We start from the raw sequence: 16,537 nt of genomic DNA, 5'->3' as shown, positions 1-16,537 counted from the left end.
AATAGTTTGTGTTCACGGCCCGACCGGCGTGCGGCTCCCGTCAGGATGTAGGAGCCACCAGCGCCCATCCGGGTACTGCACCGGCGCGAGTTCGCAGCGGTGCGCCGTCTCACGGTTCGTCGCCGCCTTCAGCACCCGTATCCCGCGGTCAATCAGCGACTCCCGGTACAGGCCAACGGCGTCCTCTTTCAGCCCGTTACAGAGCGTGCACGCCGCGATGAGCACATGCGGCACATCCAACGACCGGCTCCCGCCAGAGCCGCGGTTCGCGCGATGATCAGCGACCGTCGCCTCCCCCAAACAATGACGGCCACCTATCACACATAGGCGGCCGTCACGTTCCAGCACGAGTTCAACGATCTTCTTCGGAACCAATCTCACTCACCATCCTCGCCAGCGTGTGCTCCCCCAGCTCCCGCAGGAGGCCGGCGCACACCTCGACCGCTTGAGAATGCGTGAGCGTCACCCGCTCCGCCTCCACCGCCCGAGCAGGAACCGCCTGCAGCTCAATCAACCGCTCGTTGCGCTGATAAATCACAATCGATTCAGGAGTCACGACGACCTCGAATCCCGTAGTGCCCATCCCACTCCCAGCCGTCCGCGATCCAACACGGCTTACACATGCGCCGCTCATCACCAAAACGATGGGCATGGAACCGGATGTCAGAAATCACCGGATTACACGTATCCACACGCCCGCAGCCATCACACTGAATCTCCCACGGGTCACGGCCCACAACACCATGCACCAGGCCCGGCAGGTCAGGCCGGAGCAGGCCAGGGAGCGGAACTTCAACAGGCTTCACTGGTATCACCCCTAAACATTCCCCATGCCTGTAGCAGGGCAAGCACCGCCTGATGGCGACGCCTGAACACTTCATTGACTTGCGTGCCGTTCGCGTGACACGCATAGAACGCATCGCCACGGCGGGCGATACTGCCGATCACGAACCACCCCGACGAGGTGCGCACTTCAAGCTCGCCCGTCACCTTCACGCGGTGCGCGAGTAACACAGTCATCGGTATCCCTCCGGGCTAGTCATCCTCGATCACCTCGGCGATAGCGATGTCCTCGTGGTCGATCTGGAGATCATCGACCCCATCAACCCGGCGTACTGTCGCCTGATCGGCCTGCGCGGCGAGCGCCAACGGTGCCGCCTCAATCGACTTCGGTAGATACTTCTGCAAGACACGGATCGCGGTCTTGCGGAACATTTCTCCTTCGTCGGATGCCCACGGTGTCTTGTCCCAAAACTTCGGGCGGTGCCGCTCCCGGACCGTCGCCGCATCGAGGTACACGAAACTGGACTCGTCGAAGCCCTTCACCTTCGCGTAGCCGATTACGCCGGTCAGTTCCCCGCGGTCTCCCGTGGCACGCTCGTAGTCGTAGAACTCGCCACGTTCCGAGTTCGCGCCCGTCCTGAAATGGTCATTCGCGTGGACCGTGAACGCCCCCACCTTCGAGTACAGGCCCGTGTTCATCGCGAGCTGGATGTAGCCGTTGTAGCCAATGATCGGCACCACGGTCATTTCTCCCGCGACCTTGCGCGGTGTCAGGTGGAACTGTGCGAGCGGCCCACCCACCGGGAGTTTCAGTTGCGCGGCGAGGAATATTGCGCCGAACAGCGACCGCTGGTCAGCCTCCAGCAGCTTCGGTGTTTGCTTGATTGCGGTCAGCGCGTCCTGCCCGAACTTCGCCGCGTCCATCGACTTGCCGAGGCTGCGCGCGAACTGCGGTTCGTACGACTTCATGAGATCCGCGATCTTCGGATCTTTCTTCACCGCGACCGCTTTCGTCGCGATCTTCTCCGTCAAATCTGTCATTGCTTTTCCTTCACAGTGCGCAGCACCTTGAACGGTGAGCCACGCGTCACGAGCGCTTCGGCCACGTCCGGGTACTGCTCTTCGAGATCACGCACAGAGACCCGTTTGCGGCCCTGCTGCGTCTTGTATGTCGCTACCTTGCGCCCCTGGTAGGTGAGGGTTTCTGCGTCCTCCACGTACGCGCCCAGCGCTTCCTGGAGTGCGTCCGCTTCGCCCTGCATCGACTTGATGTCGGACAGCAGCACGTTTCGCCGCTCGAACACGTCGAATGCTTCGTCTGACAGTTCGGTAGCCTTCCCCGCGACCGAGGGCCACACCGCGTTCTGTTCGGTCAGCCCTACCGGGTCGGGCGGGGTTCTCGTGAGCACGTGTTGTTCCCAGAAATCCCTGGTGTGCTGCACGATCAACTCCCACGCTGACGCGTCGAACTCGATCCGGTGCAGGTCGGGAGTGTTCCCGCCATGCAGTACCGCGAGCCACCCGTAAGGTGCACCCAGAACGCCCTGCTGTACGATGGACTGGATCTTGTAGTAGTCCGGCACACCGTCTGCCCACTCATCTATCGAGTACGCCGACGATGTTTTGATCTCAATCGGAATCACCACACCGCCGGTGTGCACTCGCACAGTCCGGTCAGGTGTTGCGGACAGCCACGGGAACTCTGTCGAGCGCACCGACATGCCCCGCCACACCTTCCCAACCTCCGGATGCTTATCGCGAATCCACTGCGCGATTGGCTCCTCCAGTGCGTGCCCGAAATACGCGAGGTTCTCCGGGATCTCATTCGGCACACCCATCTTCGTGCGGTACACGGACAGTGGTGTCTGCCACTTCGACAGGCCGAGCACCGCGGCGACCTCCGACGCACCAAGATGATGCGTCCGCGCCTCATGCCACTCGGGCGAATCCTGCTCGTATTCTTCAAGCCGCTCGAAACTCATTGCTCCCCAATTCCGTAATCACCAGCGCCGTACCTTTCTCGGCGGCGTCTTCGATCTCGCAGTACGACCGGCGCACGATCCGCCGATGGTCGTCGTCAATCACCCCGGCATCCACGAGCCCGTCAATCGCGGCCTTCAACGTCGGGGTAGGGCCGTCCTGATCACGCCTGCGTTGATCCGTGACCGACCAAACAAGCACCACCTGCACTTGCTCTAGCCGGGGTATTCCCGCGGCCCGTGCACGCCAGCCAGCGACGCTACGAACGTTCTGCGTGATCTTGTTCTTCGGCGCCCAATGCATCCGCTGATTCATCAGCAACGGCGGCGACTCAAACCCGAGGTCGATCGTCCACTCCCGCATGCTCACCCCCATCCCACATCAGCAGCACGACCACCGCGAGCACGAGGAACACGAACCAAAACAAGTTCCCCGCCACGAGCGCGGCCACAAAAAAAGCCACCAGGAACCCGATGGCCGCGAAATACGTGAGGTCTCTCACTGTCTAATCCTTCCCTTGAACGCCTCCAGGGCGTCTTCCAGCGACTCGTATTCCCGATCGCATAAGTGGTCTGTCTCGACGCTCACACCCACCTCGCTGCCGTGATGCGACCGGCGAGAGTGTGGAGCCGGGATCGGCGCGCCTGGTAGGCGAGCCACGTGTCGTCGTTTTCGAGTGCGTCGGAGAACATGTCGGCGCACGCGAGGTGGTCTATGATGCGCCGCAGTATGCGGGTGATGCTGGGCCGCCCGAGCACGTGCGTGTTCTGTCCGATGCTGTAGATCGGGTAGCCGATCGCGTGGAGGTCTTCAACTTCGGTCTCGGTGATGACGACGTGGGCGGGTGCAGGGATATCGCATTTGTCGAGGTCTTCCCACAGGCGGCCTTGCGGGATTTTCGCGCGCTGCCCGTCCGCCGTGTCGCGGGTGAATGTTCCCCGCCGGATGCGGTCAGCGAACCATGCCGATACCGCGTCACCTGAGTCGAGTTGCGCGCCGAGCTGCAGCGCCATGGGGCTCGTGATCGCGTCGCCGTCGTCGTCAATGATTGGTCGCATTGGATTCTTTCTGTCGCGTTTCGGCGGCGTCGCACCGGTCGTGTAGGGAGTCGGCAAGCCGTCTCGCCTGCGTGATGGTGAGGTCTTTGCGGATGACGCCCTGACCGCCGTCGAGGTTGATCCGCAGGAGGATCGGGTGGTGGTCGTGTTTGCCGTCGCGGGCTTCGGCGCTCATGCGGCTTGCCTTTCCGTGAGACGTTCAACTTCTGACTCGGGCACCCGTAGCGGCCCGGATGGTGCGTTGCCGTTGCGCACGTAGTCGACGTGCACGGCGTGGATATGGCCCGCGGTGATCAACCGGCGGACTGTGGACACGGACACGTCGAGACGTTCCGCGACGGTGGATAGTTTCAGCAGCCGCTCAACCATGACGGCCACGCCTGCCCGTGATGATGAAGTACAGCTTGTCGAGGGTGCGCATTACGCGACTCCTTCTAGTTCGTTCGCTCGGTAGCGGCGAAAGAGCATGTCCAGCCCCTTGCCGGTGATGCGCACTTGCGGTGCGGATGATTCGCGTGTCTCGCCGCTCACCTGGTCGGTGTAGACGCGCGCCTTCGTGGCGAAGAGCCCCTGCTCGAGGTAGCGCTGGTAGACGTGAGGGCGGCCCTTGTGATCTCGGTAGAGGTATCCCCACGTCACGAGGTCGCGCGCGAGACGCTTCTCGCCGACCTGCGCGACGCCCTGCTCGAAGAGCACCTTCGCCGCATCGTTGTAGGACCACGAGCCCGCACTGTTCACGATGTGATCCCAGGCGTTCGCCTTCGGCATGACCTCCGCCACGGTTGCCTCAAGTGCCTTGAGTTGTCGGTTCGCTTCGAGCACGGCACGCGCCATGAGTTCTTGCGGTGACAGTTCCCGAGCCGGGGCAGTGAGCGCCTTCCGCATCTCGTAGAACTGTTTGACTAGCTCGAGCTTGAACGCCCGCACGATCTCGCTGTTGCGCATGTACGTGGTGACCAGCGTGGACTGCTGCTCGTTGAGGTGCGCGACTGTCACCTTCGCGTTGTTGTAGCCAGCTCGCGTTTCAAACGCGACCTCCCCAAACGCTTCCAAGTCGGCCCGGTTGTTTCTGACTAGCTCGAGCACGTTCTTGTGCTGGTTGCCGGTGCGCTCCGCGATGATCTCCGATGAGATCCGCAGCTCGCCTTCGATGGTCTGGATCATCTCGTTCACTCGTATCTCCCTGACGGCGTTTCGCGCATCACTCGGTCGAGCCCGCGGAATGCTTGCTCGCGGCGCTTCTGTCGCGCCAGCATCTCTGCAAGCACGGGATCGTTTCGGCGCGCATGTTCTTCGGCGGCGACTCGCGCCACCTTCTTTGCGTTCGCGGTTCCCGGTCGGGTCGGTGGGATCGTGCCCACCTCGTCGCGCAACATCCGGTCGATGGCCTTCACGGTGCGCGCTGGCCCGAGGAGTTCGAGCGCTTTACTGATCTGCTCCCGCATGAACCCGGCACGGAACGTGACGCCTTCTCGCTTGTAGGCATCACGGGCGTACCGCATGAGGTCGTCCAGGTCGAGCGTTACGATGTCGTCGCTCATTCTGTGTCTCCCGTGGGGATGAGCGAGCCGAGCCCGCGGTTTCTGCTGGTGCTGATGGCGTTGAGGATGTCGCCCAGGCCGCGCCCGAGCCCGTCGCCCTTGTCGGGGAACTGGTCAGCGTTTGCCTGGATTGGCTTCGCCTGATTGCGCTGATTGATTGCGCGTAGGTCGCGCGTAGAATCGTCCATGAGAATTTCTTCCGTTCTCTCTGGCCCCGGTGAGTGCAATCGCCGGGGCTTCTCTATGTCGTCGTTCGCTTCATTTCGATCGGCCGGTGCCTTGCGCACGTCCCGGAATCAACGGCCAACGCCGTGCGCAGTGTGGGTCAGCCCGTACCGTTGTCGAGGCCAGCCCGTATCTCTCCGATCGAGAGAAGCGATTTCCGCTGTCGAGTTATCAGAATCAGGCGCGTCAAGGCGCGACAAGTAAGGCCCTTTTGGGCGGTCGAATAAGGAAGCGTTAGGCCGCGAGGCTCGAAATCGTGAAGTCCTGAGACATCAACGAGCCCGGCGAAACGCCGAGTGCACCAGCGATCCGCTCAATCTCAGAGAGCGACCGGTATACCTGGTCGTCGGACGGCCAGAAGAACTCGCGGTACTCCAGATCATCCGAGCTGAACGGTTCGGTCAGCGTGCCCCACTTTTCGAGTGCATATTCGCGCCAGCCTTCCGGCTCTGTGACCGGGAATCCGTACTCGTCCTCTTCGTAGTTACCTTTGTCGATCGTGTGTGCTTTGTAGAGACGCATTAGAAAAGTCCGTCCTTATAGATGTGTCGTGCTGCCATCGGGTTGAGCGGCATCCCCTTCTCAGCGAGATGCCGGGCAAAGTTCGTCTCCGGCTTTCCAGGACGCACCCTCGGCCGTTCTCGTCGAATGCCTTCTTCGTCAGTCGCGCCGTGGAGGTACACCCATTGCTTCCCGATGTACGAGGGGTGCTGATGTTGCTTCCCGTTCTTGAGCTTCCCGTTGTCGTCTCGACCGCGAGCGCCACGCTGATCGATGAGGTACCCCTGCGCGTAGAGAAAGTCGAAGAACTTCCGCTCTGGCACATCTGAGAAATAGTGCTTGTGGAATTCGCGCAGCGTGATGCCGTCCTGCGACTCGATCGCCTTCACGGTCCCCTCCGCCGCTTCCGCACGAACCTCGAGCGCTTTATTCGCCGCGCGTTCGTTCTTGAGCTCAGTAGCGAGACGAATGATCGTGTCCGGGTCCGAGAGAACCTCTTCGATCTTCGCGTCCGTGAGATACGCGCCGTGCTTCCGGACCGATGGGAGGATCTCCTCGAACACCTTCCGCTCGAATTCCACCGCGGAGGGGAGCTTGCTCGACACGATGAGGCGCATCACATCCGACTCAGCGATCACGCGGACATCTTGACCGCGACCGAGGGCGTCTTGGATGGGGTAGCGTTTCACGACCCCACGGCAGTGGCGGCTAATCGCCTCAGAGTGGTTCGAGTAACCGAGTGCCACGGCGACGTCCTTCGCGACGAACCACACATCGTTGTCGATCGTGACGACGCGCACCTCGTGCGACTCGAAACTGAATGGCGTGATGTCGTTCACTTCGCACGCTTCCCTTCCGGCTTGCGCCCGAACAGTGCGGCAACCCCACGAGCCAGCGACTCGCGAGAGCCCGCATGCCGGCTACGGCGCTCAGCATTCGAGCAACGAACAGCCTGGGTAGGGTGAGGAGCACCACCCACACTCACCCCACCCAGGGGCTTAGAAAGAGGAGCTTCGACATGGACGTCACGTCCTTCAAAGCGGGCCTCGAGCTGTTCACGCAAGTACTTGCCGTGCTCATGCTCGCCACGATCTTCGACCCGCAGAAACGTGGATCCCTCGCTACCCGTGAGATCCACGTCGATGGGTACGGAACATTCAGAATCCCCGAGAGGACTCGGCCTGGCTCCTACGACCGGTCCTCGGCCTGGTACGACATCGTGTTCTACGTCTTTACGCTGCTCGTCATCTACGCAAACATCAGTTGGGTGCGTGCAGACTTCGACGGTGCCACTACCATCAGTGACCCCACAGTGAACGCGTGGGCGCATGTCATGAATTACGCCAATGGTCTGTCTTTCGGCGCCTTGGGCGCGTCGCTTATCCGAACGACGTTCTTGCACCACCGCCACCGCAACAGGAGCGACGAGCGCGGCGACGAACCCCGTACCAGTGATTAGTTCCACAGCGACGTTCATGACGCGTTCTCCAAGTCGGTCAGCCATTCCTCAACCGCGGCCACGGAATACCGGACAAGACGTCCGACCTTGAAAAACCGCGGCCCCTCACCCTCACGGCCGTTCTTCCACGTCGCACGCCAATCAGCGAGCGTCGAGAGGCCAATCCCGTCGAGCAGGATGCTCAACGTCTCCGGCGAAATCGCGAGAGGTTTCAGCGCCTCTTCCGGCGCCTGCTCGCCCCCGAAGTCGAGCTTCAACACAGCAGCCATCAGTTGGCCCCTTCCGCTTCATGCTGCATGCGGTCCACGTCCCACATGTGGTCGTCCCAGTCCTCGTCGCGCTGCGAGTCACAGACCGCGGTGACCCCACGCGACTCGTCCCTGTAGACGGCGCGACCAGGGAGGAACGGCGAACGACGCGACGACCGCGAACGCTCAAGAATCGTGCCAAGCGACGTACCCAAACCGCGGCCCGCATCAGCGCCGATGCGGCCGATGATCTCCGCGCTACGCGCCGCCCAGTGCTCCGACTGGACACGATCGATGCCGTCACGCACCGCAGGCGACGCGACATCGGCGCCAGCCCACATCGCACCAACCTGGGCATCGGGAGTAGAATTGAACATGGTTGCCTCCTTCTAAGGCGATCCGTGCTCCCGGCACTGATCCTGCGCGGGAGCTTTTCTTATGCCGCGTAGGCGGTCTCTCCGTACAGGACGGATACGTTGGTGCCGATCGCCTTGGCGATGGCCGCGACCTCATCCGCGCTGAAGGGGATGTGGCCGTTGAGTCGTCGCGAGAACTGGGAGTCCGAGAGGTTCGCAGCTTTTGCGACGACTGACTGTGAGAGCTGGTCTCTGGCGATGATTGCCCTGACCTCTGCTGCGATTCGTTTGCTCGTCATGTGTTCCATCTTGGATCACATTTTGATTCAGTGCAAATCCAACACACCGCGTGTCGCGTCATTGCGAGCCGTTTTTTGTTTCATTCGTACAAACTCTGTTGCGCTGGGCGCAATATCGCTACACTAGAGGCATGACTACCCCGCAAAACCACCACGCGACAGACTGGAATACTGTGGTTGCCGACAATATTCGCGCTGAAATGGCGCGCCAGCGTTGGAGCGGCCGCAAACTCGCCAACCGACTAGGCGTACAACCCACCTGGGTAAACCGCCGCGCTTCCGGGGCCACACCCCTCGACCCGAACGACATCGCCCTCTTTGCCGATGTCCTCGGAGTCAGCATCGAATCACTCTTCGGAAAGCAAAAAACGCCCCCCGCCGGTGAGGGCGAGGGGCGTAACGTGCGCCTGGAGGGACTCGAACCCCCAACCTTCTGATCCGTAGTCAGATGCTCTATCCATTGAGCCACAGGCGCAGGCCGCCGTGCTGGCGACTGATCTAGCATAGCTACATAAAAACGCATTCGCAAATCAGGCCAGACAAAGGCCCGAACGGAGCGCAAAATCACCCTCACATCCGCACCAGCTCGCCCGACACACCAGCATCCCGTGCCGGGCCTAGTCTAGGACCGTGACTACGAACGACCCCGGCTTCTCCGAAACAGGCTCAACCTGGATTGGCCACCGCCGGGGCACCGGCCCGTACACGCGCATCCAACTCGCGATGCTGCTCGCCGGGATCGCGACGTTCGCACAGCTCTACGCACCCCAAGCGCTCCTCCCCCAAATCGCCGAGTCGTTCCAAGTCACCATCGCCGAGTCGTCACTCATGGTCTCGATGGGCACCGGCGGTCTCGCCATCGCAGTGGTGCCATGGTCGCTCGTCGCCGACCGCATCGGCAGAAAGCGCACGATCTCGATCGCCGTCGTCGCCGCAACCCTGCTCGGCCTCCTCTCAACCGCGATGCCCACGTTCGAGCTCACCCTCGCCGTCAGGTTCCTCGAAGGCATCGCTCTCGGCGGCGTCCCAGCGGTCGCGATGGCCTATATCAACGAGGAAATCCACCGGTCGGATGCGGCGGTCGCGGGCGGCACTTTCGTCGCGGGGAACACGATCGGCGGCCTCTCGGGCCGAATCATCAGCGGGCCGGTCGGCGAGGCGACCGGTTCTTGGGAAATTGGCTTCCTGGCGGTCGCCGCGCTGTCGATCCTCGCATCCATCCTCTTCATGCTGCTGACGCCGCAACCGCGCGGTTTCATCCCGATGGGTGGCACAGGCAGCACTCTCGGCCAGTCCATCCAACTCACGCTGTCGAATGCGTGGAAGCATCTGCGTAACCCGGTGCTGCTCGCGCTCTACACGCAACCGTTCCTCCTCATGGGCGGCTTCGTCGCGATCTACAACTACCTCGGCTATCACCTCACCAAGGCGCCATTCTTCCTGCCGGTGTGGGTCTCGTCGCTCGTCTTCCTCGCCTATCTCGCGGGCACATTCACGTCGCCATTCGCGGGCCGCCTCGCCAGCCAATATGGGCGCAAGCGGATGCTCCTGATCTTTCAGTCGATCACCTGGGTCGGCCTCGCCATCATGCTCGTCCCGAACATCGTGGCGATCGTCAGCGGCCTGATTATCCTGACCGCGGCATTCTTCGGCGCGCACGCGATCACGTCAGGATGGTCTGGGTCCTTCCCGAAATTCGGCCGGGCCCAGTCGACCGCGCTCTATAACCTCTCCTACTACATCGGCTCCAGCGTCCTCGGCTTCGTCGGCGGTCTCTTCTTTCAGCAATGGGGATGGCCGGGGCTGGTCGGGATGGTCGGCGCGCTTTTTCTTATCGCGTTCGTAATCGCCGCAACAGTACTGCCGGGCCGCCCATTACAGGCGGCCCGGCAGGCCTAGTGTTCGGGAGTGGATGCGCCGCTACGACACCACAGAGAGTAGTGGCACCAGAAGCGCGGTGATGAAGAGCGTGAACGCGCCACCAATTCGCGTTGCGAGTGCGGCGAACGGCATCAGGTGCATGAGGTTCGACGCCGAGAGCACCGCGACGTCACCACTACCACCCGAGTCCGCCATCACGAAGCCTGGAATGACCATCGCCTCCACGAAGTAGAACTTGAGTAGGTAACCGAGGAAGCCGGCAACCAGACCCGAGACAGCCACACACAGCACGACCAGAAGCAGGAATACCGGGTCGGCAACCGCGTGGATGACCTCCTCGAGGTTGATGTAAGCGATCGACACACCGACTAGCAGTGCAGGCACGAAGTAGGTGGTCATGAGGCTACCCCACTCGGTCGCAGCCTCTTCGAGCTCGCTCGGGAACAGGTTGAAGATCTTCAGGATCGCGGCGGAGATGATGAGCCACGCGAAGGTGTGCAGCAGCGGCATGTACGCGTTCAGCACGTTCGCGAGCGTGTAGAGGACTGCCGTGATGAGCAGGCCCTTGCCGAGGCTGAGGAACGTCGCGGACGCCTTGGCTTTCGGCATCGTGAGGTCGCCGTTCTTGTCCTCGATGCGCATGAGCTGGCCGCCACCGTAGAACCCGGGGAAGAGGTTGGGCTTCTTGCTTCCGAGACCGCGGACGATGCCGGCGATGAGGATGCAGATACCGTTCGCGAGTGCGGTGACGGCGACGAGCTGCGCGAAGTAGACGCCGACGTCCTGGCCGGTTTCGGCCGCATACATCTCCGACATCGGGATCGCGCCGACGCCGATGCCACCGGCCATGGTCGGGGCCGCAATGAGCAGCATGGTCTCGATGAAGCCACGGCCGAACAGAGCGCCGAGTCCGCCGATGATCGCGAAGGTGAGGACGATGCATCCTGCGAGTGGCACGAGGAAGCGCGGGCCCGCCTTGATGAGCAGCTTGCGGGGCATGCCGAGCACTGCACCGGTGATGATCGCCGCGACGATGAAGTCGAGGAATCCGACCTCGGTCATGAATGCCGTGACGGTTTCGGTGACGATCTCGGGCATCAACCCGAAGAAGATGATTGCCGAGGGTACGAACGTGCACAGCAGCGTCGCGAGACCGTAGTCACGCAGACCGGGGATCATCGAACCGATCCACGTGAGGAGGCCACCGAGGGTAAGGGTTACCGCGAAGCCGCCGAGGAGCGCCTCGGGGAGGTTACCGGTGTACACGGCCACGGCAACCGTGGCGAGGACCGCGAGGAACCACCAGATCGGCATGTCGTTGATGCGGCGCCAGGTGTAGCGCTTCTTCTGCGTCGCGATGGCGGGGTTGCTGGTCGCGATCATTTCGGTCCGCGAGGGGCCCTTCGGGGCCTGACCCTGGTTCTGCTCCATGTTCGCCTCGTTCGGCTCGGCAGCATTGGCATCGACGGCAGTTGCCTTCGACGCGGCTTCGTTGCTTGACATCGTTGTCCTACTCGATTGTCCGCATCCTTGCGGAGAGTGTGGTTAGGGGAAGTGATCTCGTGCGCTTGCCCGATTGAGCAAGAGTGCGCTTGTTGACTACAGCGAGAGTAGAGAGACGTGGGAAATATCGGCAATTATTAGAGCGATATTTCCCACCTCTCGGGAAGGGTGCTCAGGGAACGAGCACCTGTTCGGCTCGCTTGACCTCGGTAATGACGCCAGTCGGCACATCCCCCGAAGCACAGCCTGAATGTTGCCCCACCCGGTCACGATGCGGCGCTGGACGTTCTCCCAGCCGACGCCCGCCATGTGCGGCGTGCAGACAACGTTGTCGAGCTCGAGGAGCTCGCTCGAGAGGTCGAGCGGCTCATTCGCAAACACGTCGAGTCCCGCACCGTCGATCCGACGCTCGCGAAGCACCTCGATCAGCGCATCCTCGTCGATGACCTCGCCACGACCGACGTTGACGAGAATGCCGCTCGGCTTCATCAGTTCGAGCTGCTCCCGACCGATCAGTTTCTCGGAGGTTGCATTCAGCGGCAGGTTCACACAGACGATGTCCGACTCGCGCATCAGGTCGTCGAGCGACACCGCGGTCGCAGGAATGAGCTCGGACACCGTGAGCGGGATCTCGGCGCTGTCGTAGTAAATCACCTCGGCACCGAAGCCCTGGCGCACGACCTTCCCGACCCAGCGCCCGATGTTCCCGAGGCCGACGATCCCGACGGTCTTGCCATACAGCTCGGAGTAGGACGTCTCGTCGAGGTCGGGGCGCCACGCACCCTCGCGAAGCAGCTCGAGGGATGCGGGGATGCGCCGCAGCGCGGTCAGCATCAGCGTCACGGCGTGCTCCCCCACCGAGATCGAATGCGTCTTCATCTGCGCGACGGGGATGCCCAGGTCGTTGAGCACGTCCAGCGGCAGCTGCCCGTAGCCGGAGCTCATGTATTGGATGAACTTGGCCTGCGTCGCGGCGCGGAATACGGCCTCGGGGATCTCGACGCCCGAGATGATGAAGTCCGCATCCGCGGCCTCGGCGGACATCTCCGCGACGGAGGCATCCGGCGACATCACCGTGAGCGAGAAGCCCTCGGGCGTCGCCTCCTTGAGCTTGTCAATGTAGTCGCGCAGGGGGTTAAGAACGAGCACTTTGTACGTCATGAATTGAATCCTTTGTTGATTCGTGGCGGCTTCGCCGCACCTATGCGGTGACGACACCAACGGTGGCGAGGGCGGCGATTACGCCGTCGGTCACGTCTTGCGTGCCGGCGTCACCGCCGAGGTCCTTCGCGCGCGGGCCCTCGGCCAGCACCTTCTCGACCGCGGCCTGGATGCCCTGGCCGGCAAGCGTGCAGCGCTCGTCCTCGTGCTGGTCGCCAAGCCACTCGAGCATCATGGCGGCCGAAAGGATCATGGCGATCGGGTTCGCGGTTCCCTGGCCCGCGATGTCCGGCGCGCTGCCGTGCGATGGCTGGAATACGCCCTGGGTGAGGCTCACGTCGGCCGACGGCGCGATGCCGAGGCCGCCGCCGATGCCCGCCACAATCTCGCTCGTGATGTCGCCGAAGATATTCTCGGAGACGACCACGTCGTAGCGCTTCGGGTCGGTGACCATGTACATCGAGCCGACGTCGATGTAGAACTTGGTGCTCTCGACGTCGCTGTTCTTGGCCGCGACCTCGTCGAAGACCCTTTCCATGAGGACGTTGCTGCGCAGCGCGTTCGACTTGTGCAGGAGCGTGACGCGACCGGGGGTGCCGCGCTTGCGGCGCATCCGAGCCTGCGAGAACGCGACATCGAAGAGTCGCTCGCAGTTGGCGCGGGTGATGGTCATGCGGTCCGACGCGGTCTCGTCGCTCGGCTCGTGCTTGTCGTGGAGACCCGCGAACATGCCCTCGGAGGTTTCGCGGATGACGAGCATGTCAACGTTGCGATCCTTGAGCGGACCCTCGACGCCGTCGAAGAGTCGCACGGGGCGAAGGCTCGCGAACAGGCCGTAGTGGGCACGCATCTCAACCTGCGCGCCGAGCTCGAGGCCCTCAGGACCGCGAACATCCGGAAGCCCCATCGCGCCGAACAAGACCGCATCCGACTTGTCGTCGATCGCATCCATGTCAGCCTCGGTGATCTTCTTGCCGGTGCGGCGGTAGAGGTCGGCACTGAAGTCGTGCGTCGTGTAGTTCAGCGTGACGCCGTAGCGCGACTGCGCATCGTTCAGGACGGCGAGCGCCGAATCAATTACTTCGGGACCAATTCCGTCGCCGGGGAATACGGCGATCTCGTAGGCAGGCTTCGTCATCTCGTGTTGCTCCTTTGCATGTACCGGTGAGGTGATATGCGAAAAGCTACCGGCCAGTGGACGATCTTTTCCACACAGCGAAAGAAATGTCCCGCACAGTGGGAAGCACGGTCCAGTGCGTCAGTGCGAAGCGCGCTCGATTCGACGTGCCGACGCTTCCAGTTCGGCGACAGTCGAGTCGATGTCGATCTCCTGCGTGAGGTACACGATCGCCAGCGAAGTCGGCACGCCGCTCGTGAGCCGAATCGGCACGGCAATGGAGGTGAGCCCACCGATGACCTCGTCGTGGCTGAGCTCGTATCGCTCGGCGGGAAACTCTTCGGGGTTGACCTGCGAGCGGATCACCCGTCCCGGCGCACCGCTGTCGATCGGGTGGCGACTGCCGGGCCGCTGCCCCACCGTGGAGTCCGCCTGCTGCGGCTCGACGGTCACGAGCGTGACCACCTCGGCGCCGTCGAACGTTGCGACGAAGGCTGTTTTGCCAAGCTCCTGGGCGAGCCGCGTGAGCTCCGGCGTGGCCGCTGCGCGCAGGTCCCGCGCGGCATTCCGCGCGAGCGACACCATGCGCACGCCTACTTCGAGCCCGCCATCAGCGTTCCGCACCACGAGTGCGTGGTCCTCGAGCGTGCGCACCAGGCGGTACGCCATGGAGCGATGGATGCCCAGCTTCTCCGCCACTTCGGGCACGGATAGCGGGGTGGTTGATTCCCCAATGAGCTCGAGCGCCCTTAGCCCCCGCGACAGGGTCTGCGATCCCGCTTCAGCCACGTCACCACCACCCTCGTGTGCGCGAACGCAATCTACGCCCACGTTTCGATACTTGAATCAGAATACTCAATATAGAGACAGACTCACCGATGCAGCGAAACATAAAACCCCCAACTTGGCCATCAGTTGACGGAGTTGGGGGTTTTCGATTGGCGGACACGGAGGGATTTGAACCCCGCAAGGCACCGCCTTGCGTCCCAACGAATTCGCTTGCAATGTTCAGTTAAGAGATTTCGGAGAAATCTCCATCTGCGGACACGGAGGGATTTGAACCCTCGGTCCCCGTAACCAGGGACTCCACCTTAGCAGGGTGGTCTATTCGGCCGCTCTAGCACGTGTCCAGACTCGCCAAGTGTACATGGATTTTTCGACGCCGTCAGTTTGGCTCTAGAACAAGGAATCGGAGTTGGAGCAGGATTCGGTATCGGCGGTCTGCCCCTGCAGTGTCGGGGCTGGAGTGGACTCCGCGGATGCAGCTGGCCCCTCGACATCGGCCGAGCCATCAGCCGATCTGTCGGTCGTGCCAGCATCTGCGCCGCTGCTGTCCGCGGTCGGCGCATCAGCCTCGCCCGAACCATCGGTCGGGGCAGTCGTCTCGTCGTTGCCCACGTTGAGCGACTGGTCGTCCGCGATGAGCTGCCACATCTGTTCCGCATCGGGATACGCGGGCTCGACGCGGCCCGCATACCACTCGGAGTCGACCACCGGGAGGCGCACGAAGGTGAACTCGCTGAGTGGCACCTGCGCGAGCGCGTTCGCGAGGCTCACGAGCGTGTCGACGCTGTTCAAGTTGCTCGAGAGCAGCATGTTCTGCGTCGCGGCGCGTGCAAGGCCGTACACCTTGGTCGGATTCGTGAGAGTCTCGTTGCTCTTGATCGTGCGCATCAGTGCCGAGAGAAAGACCTGCTGATTTTCGATTCGCGCAAGGTCGGAGCCGTCGCCGACCCCGTGCCGGGTGCGCAGGAACTTGAGCGCCTCTTCGCCCTGGAGCGTGTGGTAACCCGCATCCAGAGTCAGCTTCGAGTACGAGTCGTCGATGGGCTGCTCGACACAAACCTCGACGCCGCCCACGGCGTTCGACATTTCGATGACGCCGTTGAACTCGATCATTCCGGCAAACTGAATGTCGAGTCCGCTCATGCCCTCGACGGTACTCACGATGCAGTTCATGCCACCCTCGGCGAGGATGGAGTTGATCATCACGCCGTCCTGGGCGTAGTACTCCGAGCCATCGTCGCCCGTGCAATCCGGCCGACTCACGAGCGTGTCACGGGGGATCGACACAACAGTCGCGTTTGAGTGATCCTCCGAGAGGTGGAAGATCATGTTGACATCGTTGAGGACGCTCTCGGATGCGCCAGCCTGAATATTGCCCTGTGCATCCGCGCGAGAGTCGCTGCCGACGAGCAGGATGTTGACGCCACCCTCGAAGATGTCGCCCTGGGCCGAATTATCCGCGAGGTCGAACGTCTCGACGCCAGACTGGAGGTTCGCGTAAACAATCCCGCCGAACGTGACCAGCGAGACGAGCACGACCCCCATCACCATGGCGATTCCTTTGCCGATTGACTTGGCAACGGTGGTGGTTGGGAGCCGTCCGTGACGCGCCTCCGTCCCGCCTACGCGCGGAAGCTGC

At 62.4% G+C, this 16,537-nt stretch carries 26 protein-coding genes and 2 tRNA genes; 3 read left to right on the top strand and 25 right to left on the bottom strand.

Going from position 1 to position 16,537, the window contains the following annotated elements:
- Positions 1–12: 12 nt before the first annotated feature.
- The 15 genes from GMOLON4_RS12995 to GMOLON4_RS12925 form a co-directional block, all read right to left on the bottom strand.
- Positions 13–381, bottom strand: coding sequence for an HNH endonuclease (locus GMOLON4_RS12995; protein WP_146137492.1), 369 nt, complete (start codon positions 379–381; stop codon positions 13–15).
- Positions 353–583, bottom strand: a complete 231-nt coding sequence (locus GMOLON4_RS12990) for a hypothetical protein (protein ID WP_026937837.1) — start codon at positions 581–583, stop codon at positions 353–355. Before GMOLON4_RS12990 ends, GMOLON4_RS12995 begins: the two co-directional genes overlap by 29 nt.
- A gap of 209 nt (positions 584–792) precedes the next feature.
- On the bottom strand, positions 793–1,020 hold the full coding sequence (locus GMOLON4_RS12985) for a hypothetical protein (protein WP_026937838.1): 228 nt from the start codon (positions 1,018–1,020) through the stop codon (positions 793–795).
- A gap of 15 nt (positions 1,021–1,035) precedes the next feature.
- Positions 1,036–1,824, bottom strand: a complete 789-nt coding sequence (locus GMOLON4_RS12980) for a recombinase RecT (protein WP_051267408.1) — start codon at positions 1,822–1,824, stop codon at positions 1,036–1,038.
- Positions 1,821–2,765 (bottom strand): YqaJ viral recombinase family nuclease, encoded by a 945-nt coding sequence (locus GMOLON4_RS12975; protein WP_026937839.1) that lies wholly within the window; start codon positions 2,763–2,765, stop codon positions 1,821–1,823. Before GMOLON4_RS12975 ends, GMOLON4_RS12980 begins: the two co-directional genes overlap by 4 nt.
- Complete coding sequence (locus GMOLON4_RS12970) at positions 2,746–3,126, bottom strand: RusA family crossover junction endodeoxyribonuclease (protein ID WP_146137493.1); 381 nt, start codon at positions 3,124–3,126, stop codon at positions 2,746–2,748. Before GMOLON4_RS12970 ends, GMOLON4_RS12975 begins: the two co-directional genes overlap by 20 nt.
- Positions 3,095–3,265 carry a hypothetical protein gene (locus GMOLON4_RS12965; RefSeq protein ID WP_181244107.1) on the bottom strand — a complete coding sequence of 57 codons (171 nt, stop codon included), beginning with the start codon at positions 3,263–3,265 and terminating at the stop codon, positions 3,095–3,097. Before GMOLON4_RS12965 ends, GMOLON4_RS12970 begins: the two co-directional genes overlap by 32 nt.
- An 82-nt stretch (positions 3,266–3,347) precedes the next feature.
- A complete protein-coding gene (locus GMOLON4_RS12960) occupies positions 3,348–3,821 on the bottom strand; it encodes a hypothetical protein (protein ID WP_026937821.1) in 474 nt (157 codons plus the stop codon).
- Positions 3,805–3,996 carry a hypothetical protein gene (locus GMOLON4_RS12955; RefSeq protein WP_026937822.1) on the bottom strand — a complete coding sequence of 64 codons (192 nt, stop codon included), beginning with the start codon at positions 3,994–3,996 and terminating at the stop codon, positions 3,805–3,807. Before GMOLON4_RS12955 ends, GMOLON4_RS12960 begins: the two co-directional genes overlap by 17 nt.
- Positions 3,993–4,190 (bottom strand): helix-turn-helix domain-containing protein, encoded by a 198-nt coding sequence (locus GMOLON4_RS12950; protein WP_084147710.1) that lies wholly within the window; start codon positions 4,188–4,190, stop codon positions 3,993–3,995. Before GMOLON4_RS12950 ends, GMOLON4_RS12955 begins: the two co-directional genes overlap by 4 nt.
- A gap of 51 nt (positions 4,191–4,241) precedes the next feature.
- A complete protein-coding gene (locus GMOLON4_RS12945) occupies positions 4,242–4,985 on the bottom strand; it encodes a phage antirepressor KilAC domain-containing protein (protein WP_245575561.1) in 744 nt (247 codons plus the stop codon).
- 5 nt (positions 4,986–4,990) lie between these two features.
- Positions 4,991–5,362: a hypothetical protein gene (locus GMOLON4_RS12940; RefSeq protein WP_026937823.1), complete on the bottom strand. Its 372-nt coding sequence runs from the start codon at positions 5,360–5,362 to the stop codon at positions 4,991–4,993.
- A complete protein-coding gene (locus GMOLON4_RS12935) occupies positions 5,359–5,550 on the bottom strand; it encodes a hypothetical protein (RefSeq protein ID WP_026937824.1) in 192 nt (63 codons plus the stop codon). The genes GMOLON4_RS12940 and GMOLON4_RS12935 overlap by 4 nt, the downstream gene beginning before the upstream one ends.
- 271 nt (positions 5,551–5,821) lie before the next feature.
- Complete coding sequence (locus tag GMOLON4_RS12930) at positions 5,822–6,109, bottom strand: hypothetical protein (protein WP_026937825.1); 288 nt, start codon at positions 6,107–6,109, stop codon at positions 5,822–5,824.
- Complete coding sequence (locus GMOLON4_RS12925; protein ID WP_051267399.1) at positions 6,109–6,927, bottom strand: BRO family protein; 819 nt, start codon at positions 6,925–6,927, stop codon at positions 6,109–6,111. The genes GMOLON4_RS12930 and GMOLON4_RS12925 overlap by 1 nt, the downstream gene beginning before the upstream one ends.
- Before the next feature lie 179 nt (positions 6,928–7,106).
- Here GMOLON4_RS12925 and GMOLON4_RS12920 point away from each other — a divergent pair, with 179 nt between their 5' ends.
- Positions 7,107–7,547: a hypothetical protein gene (locus GMOLON4_RS12920; protein WP_146137494.1), complete on the top strand. Its 441-nt coding sequence runs from the start codon at positions 7,107–7,109 to the stop codon at positions 7,545–7,547.
- 14 nt (positions 7,548–7,561) lie between these two features.
- Here GMOLON4_RS12920 and GMOLON4_RS12915 read toward each other — a convergent pair whose 3' ends face one another.
- Genes GMOLON4_RS12915 through GMOLON4_RS12905 form a run of 3 tightly spaced genes read right to left on the bottom strand, consistent with a single transcriptional unit; the run spans position 7,562 to position 8,450 of the window.
- Positions 7,562–7,816, bottom strand: coding sequence for a helix-turn-helix transcriptional regulator (locus GMOLON4_RS12915; RefSeq protein WP_035733856.1), 255 nt, complete (start codon positions 7,814–7,816; stop codon positions 7,562–7,564).
- Entirely contained in the window at positions 7,816–8,172 is a 357-nt protein-coding gene (locus GMOLON4_RS12910; protein WP_026937828.1) for a hypothetical protein, read from the bottom strand. The genes GMOLON4_RS12915 and GMOLON4_RS12910 overlap by 1 nt, the downstream gene beginning before the upstream one ends.
- A 59-nt stretch (positions 8,173–8,231) precedes the next feature.
- A complete protein-coding gene (locus tag GMOLON4_RS12905; protein ID WP_026937829.1) occupies positions 8,232–8,450 on the bottom strand; it encodes a helix-turn-helix domain-containing protein in 219 nt (72 codons plus the stop codon).
- Positions 8,451–8,581: 131 nt separating this feature from the next.
- Between GMOLON4_RS12905 and GMOLON4_RS12900 the strand changes: the two genes are divergently transcribed.
- Positions 8,582–8,887 (top strand): helix-turn-helix domain-containing protein, encoded by a 306-nt coding sequence (locus tag GMOLON4_RS12900; protein WP_146137495.1) that lies wholly within the window; start codon positions 8,582–8,584, stop codon positions 8,885–8,887.
- Here GMOLON4_RS12900 and GMOLON4_RS12895 read toward each other — a convergent pair.
- Positions 8,853–8,925 (bottom strand) — tRNA-Arg (locus GMOLON4_RS12895). The two genes, GMOLON4_RS12900 and GMOLON4_RS12895, sit on opposite strands and share 35 nt — an antisense overlap.
- Before the next feature lie 155 nt (positions 8,926–9,080).
- Here GMOLON4_RS12895 and GMOLON4_RS12890 point away from each other — a divergent pair.
- Entirely contained in the window at positions 9,081–10,349 is a 1,269-nt protein-coding gene (locus GMOLON4_RS12890; protein WP_026936594.1) for an MFS transporter, read from the top strand.
- A gap of 21 nt (positions 10,350–10,370) precedes the next feature.
- On the opposite strand, the gene GMOLON4_RS12885 is transcribed toward GMOLON4_RS12890, so the two are convergent.
- The 6 genes from GMOLON4_RS12885 to GMOLON4_RS12860 form a co-directional block, all read right to left on the bottom strand.
- Positions 10,371–11,834, bottom strand: a complete 1,464-nt coding sequence (locus tag GMOLON4_RS12885; RefSeq protein WP_106486641.1) for a 2-hydroxycarboxylate transporter family protein — start codon at positions 11,832–11,834, stop codon at positions 10,371–10,373.
- Between the two features lie 96 nt (positions 11,835–11,930).
- A complete protein-coding gene (locus GMOLON4_RS12880; protein WP_265576755.1) occupies positions 11,931–12,995 on the bottom strand; it encodes an NAD(P)-dependent oxidoreductase in 1,065 nt (354 codons plus the stop codon).
- 40 nt (positions 12,996–13,035) lie between these two features.
- Positions 13,036–14,133 carry an isocitrate/isopropylmalate dehydrogenase family protein gene (locus GMOLON4_RS12875; RefSeq protein ID WP_026936591.1) on the bottom strand — a complete coding sequence of 366 codons (1,098 nt, stop codon included), beginning with the start codon at positions 14,131–14,133 and terminating at the stop codon, positions 13,036–13,038.
- A gap of 120 nt (positions 14,134–14,253) precedes the next feature.
- Positions 14,254–14,901, bottom strand: coding sequence for an IclR family transcriptional regulator (locus GMOLON4_RS12870; protein ID WP_026936590.1), 648 nt, complete (start codon positions 14,899–14,901; stop codon positions 14,254–14,256).
- 252 nt (positions 14,902–15,153) lie between these two features.
- Positions 15,154–15,242 (bottom strand) — tRNA-Ser (locus GMOLON4_RS12865).
- 46 nt (positions 15,243–15,288) lie between these two features.
- Positions 15,289–16,449: an LCP family protein gene (locus GMOLON4_RS12860; protein WP_051266635.1), complete on the bottom strand. Its 1,161-nt coding sequence runs from the start codon at positions 16,447–16,449 to the stop codon at positions 15,289–15,291.
- Positions 16,450–16,537 lie beyond the last annotated feature (88 nt).

Origin of the sequence: Gulosibacter molinativorax (genome assembly GCF_003010915.2) — a bacterium.
In the GTDB taxonomy this organism is placed as follows: domain Bacteria; phylum Actinomycetota; class Actinomycetes; order Actinomycetales; family Microbacteriaceae; genus Gulosibacter; species Gulosibacter molinativorax.
This window is presented reverse-complemented; position numbering and strand designations above follow the sequence as displayed.

Excerpts from the sequence above, each read along its gene's own strand:
- GMOLON4_RS12875 (WP_026936591.1), bottom strand. The coding sequence starts at position 14,133 with ATGACGAAGCCTGCCTACGAGATCGCCGTATTCCCCGGCGACGGAATT.
- GMOLON4_RS12915 (WP_035733856.1), bottom strand. The coding sequence starts at position 7,816 with ATGGCTGCTGTGTTGAAGCTCGACTTCGGGGGCGAGCAGGCGCCGGAA.
- GMOLON4_RS12980 (WP_051267408.1), bottom strand. The coding sequence starts at position 1,824 with ATGACAGATTTGACGGAGAAGATCGCGACGAAAGCGGTCGCGGTGAAG.
- GMOLON4_RS12990 (WP_026937837.1), bottom strand. The coding sequence starts at position 583 with ATGGGCACTACGGGATTCGAGGTCGTCGTGACTCCTGAATCGATTGTG.
- GMOLON4_RS12975 (WP_026937839.1), bottom strand. The coding sequence starts at position 2,765 with ATGAGTTTCGAGCGGCTTGAAGAATACGAGCAGGATTCGCCCGAGTGG.
- GMOLON4_RS12885 (WP_106486641.1), bottom strand. The coding sequence starts at position 11,834 with ATGTCAAGCAACGAAGCCGCGTCGAAGGCAACTGCCGTCGATGCCAAT.
- GMOLON4_RS12860 (WP_051266635.1), bottom strand. The coding sequence starts at position 16,449 with ATGGTGATGGGGGTCGTGCTCGTCTCGCTGGTCACGTTCGGCGGGATT.
- GMOLON4_RS12970 (WP_146137493.1), bottom strand. The coding sequence starts at position 3,126 with ATGCGGGAGTGGACGATCGACCTCGGGTTTGAGTCGCCGCCGTTGCTG.
- GMOLON4_RS12945 (WP_245575561.1), bottom strand. The coding sequence starts at position 4,985 with ATGATCCAGACCATCGAAGGCGAGCTGCGGATCTCATCGGAGATCATC.
- GMOLON4_RS12910 (WP_026937828.1), bottom strand. The coding sequence starts at position 8,172 with ATGTTCAATTCTACTCCCGATGCCCAGGTTGGTGCGATGTGGGCTGGC.
- GMOLON4_RS12940 (WP_026937823.1), bottom strand. The coding sequence starts at position 5,362 with ATGAGCGACGACATCGTAACGCTCGACCTGGACGACCTCATGCGGTAC.
- GMOLON4_RS12930 (WP_026937825.1), bottom strand. The coding sequence starts at position 6,109 with ATGCGTCTCTACAAAGCACACACGATCGACAAAGGTAACTACGAAGAG.
- GMOLON4_RS12955 (WP_026937822.1), bottom strand. The coding sequence starts at position 3,996 with ATGAGCGCCGAAGCCCGCGACGGCAAACACGACCACCACCCGATCCTC.
- GMOLON4_RS12935 (WP_026937824.1), bottom strand. The coding sequence starts at position 5,550 with ATGGACGATTCTACGCGCGACCTACGCGCAATCAATCAGCGCAATCAG.
- GMOLON4_RS12880 (WP_265576755.1), bottom strand. The coding sequence starts at position 12,995 with ATGACGTACAAAGTGCTCGTTCTTAACCCCCTGCGCGACTACATTGAC.
- GMOLON4_RS12900 (WP_146137495.1), top strand. The coding sequence starts at position 8,582 with ATGACTACCCCGCAAAACCACCACGCGACAGACTGGAATACTGTGGTT.
- GMOLON4_RS12960 (WP_026937821.1), bottom strand. The coding sequence starts at position 3,821 with ATGCGACCAATCATTGACGACGACGGCGACGCGATCACGAGCCCCATG.
- GMOLON4_RS12905 (WP_026937829.1), bottom strand. The coding sequence starts at position 8,450 with ATGACGAGCAAACGAATCGCAGCAGAGGTCAGGGCAATCATCGCCAGA.
- GMOLON4_RS12985 (WP_026937838.1), bottom strand. The coding sequence starts at position 1,020 with ATGACTGTGTTACTCGCGCACCGCGTGAAGGTGACGGGCGAGCTTGAA.
- GMOLON4_RS12950 (WP_084147710.1), bottom strand. The coding sequence starts at position 4,190 with ATGGTTGAGCGGCTGCTGAAACTATCCACCGTCGCGGAACGTCTCGAC.
- GMOLON4_RS12920 (WP_146137494.1), top strand. The coding sequence starts at position 7,107 with ATGGACGTCACGTCCTTCAAAGCGGGCCTCGAGCTGTTCACGCAAGTA.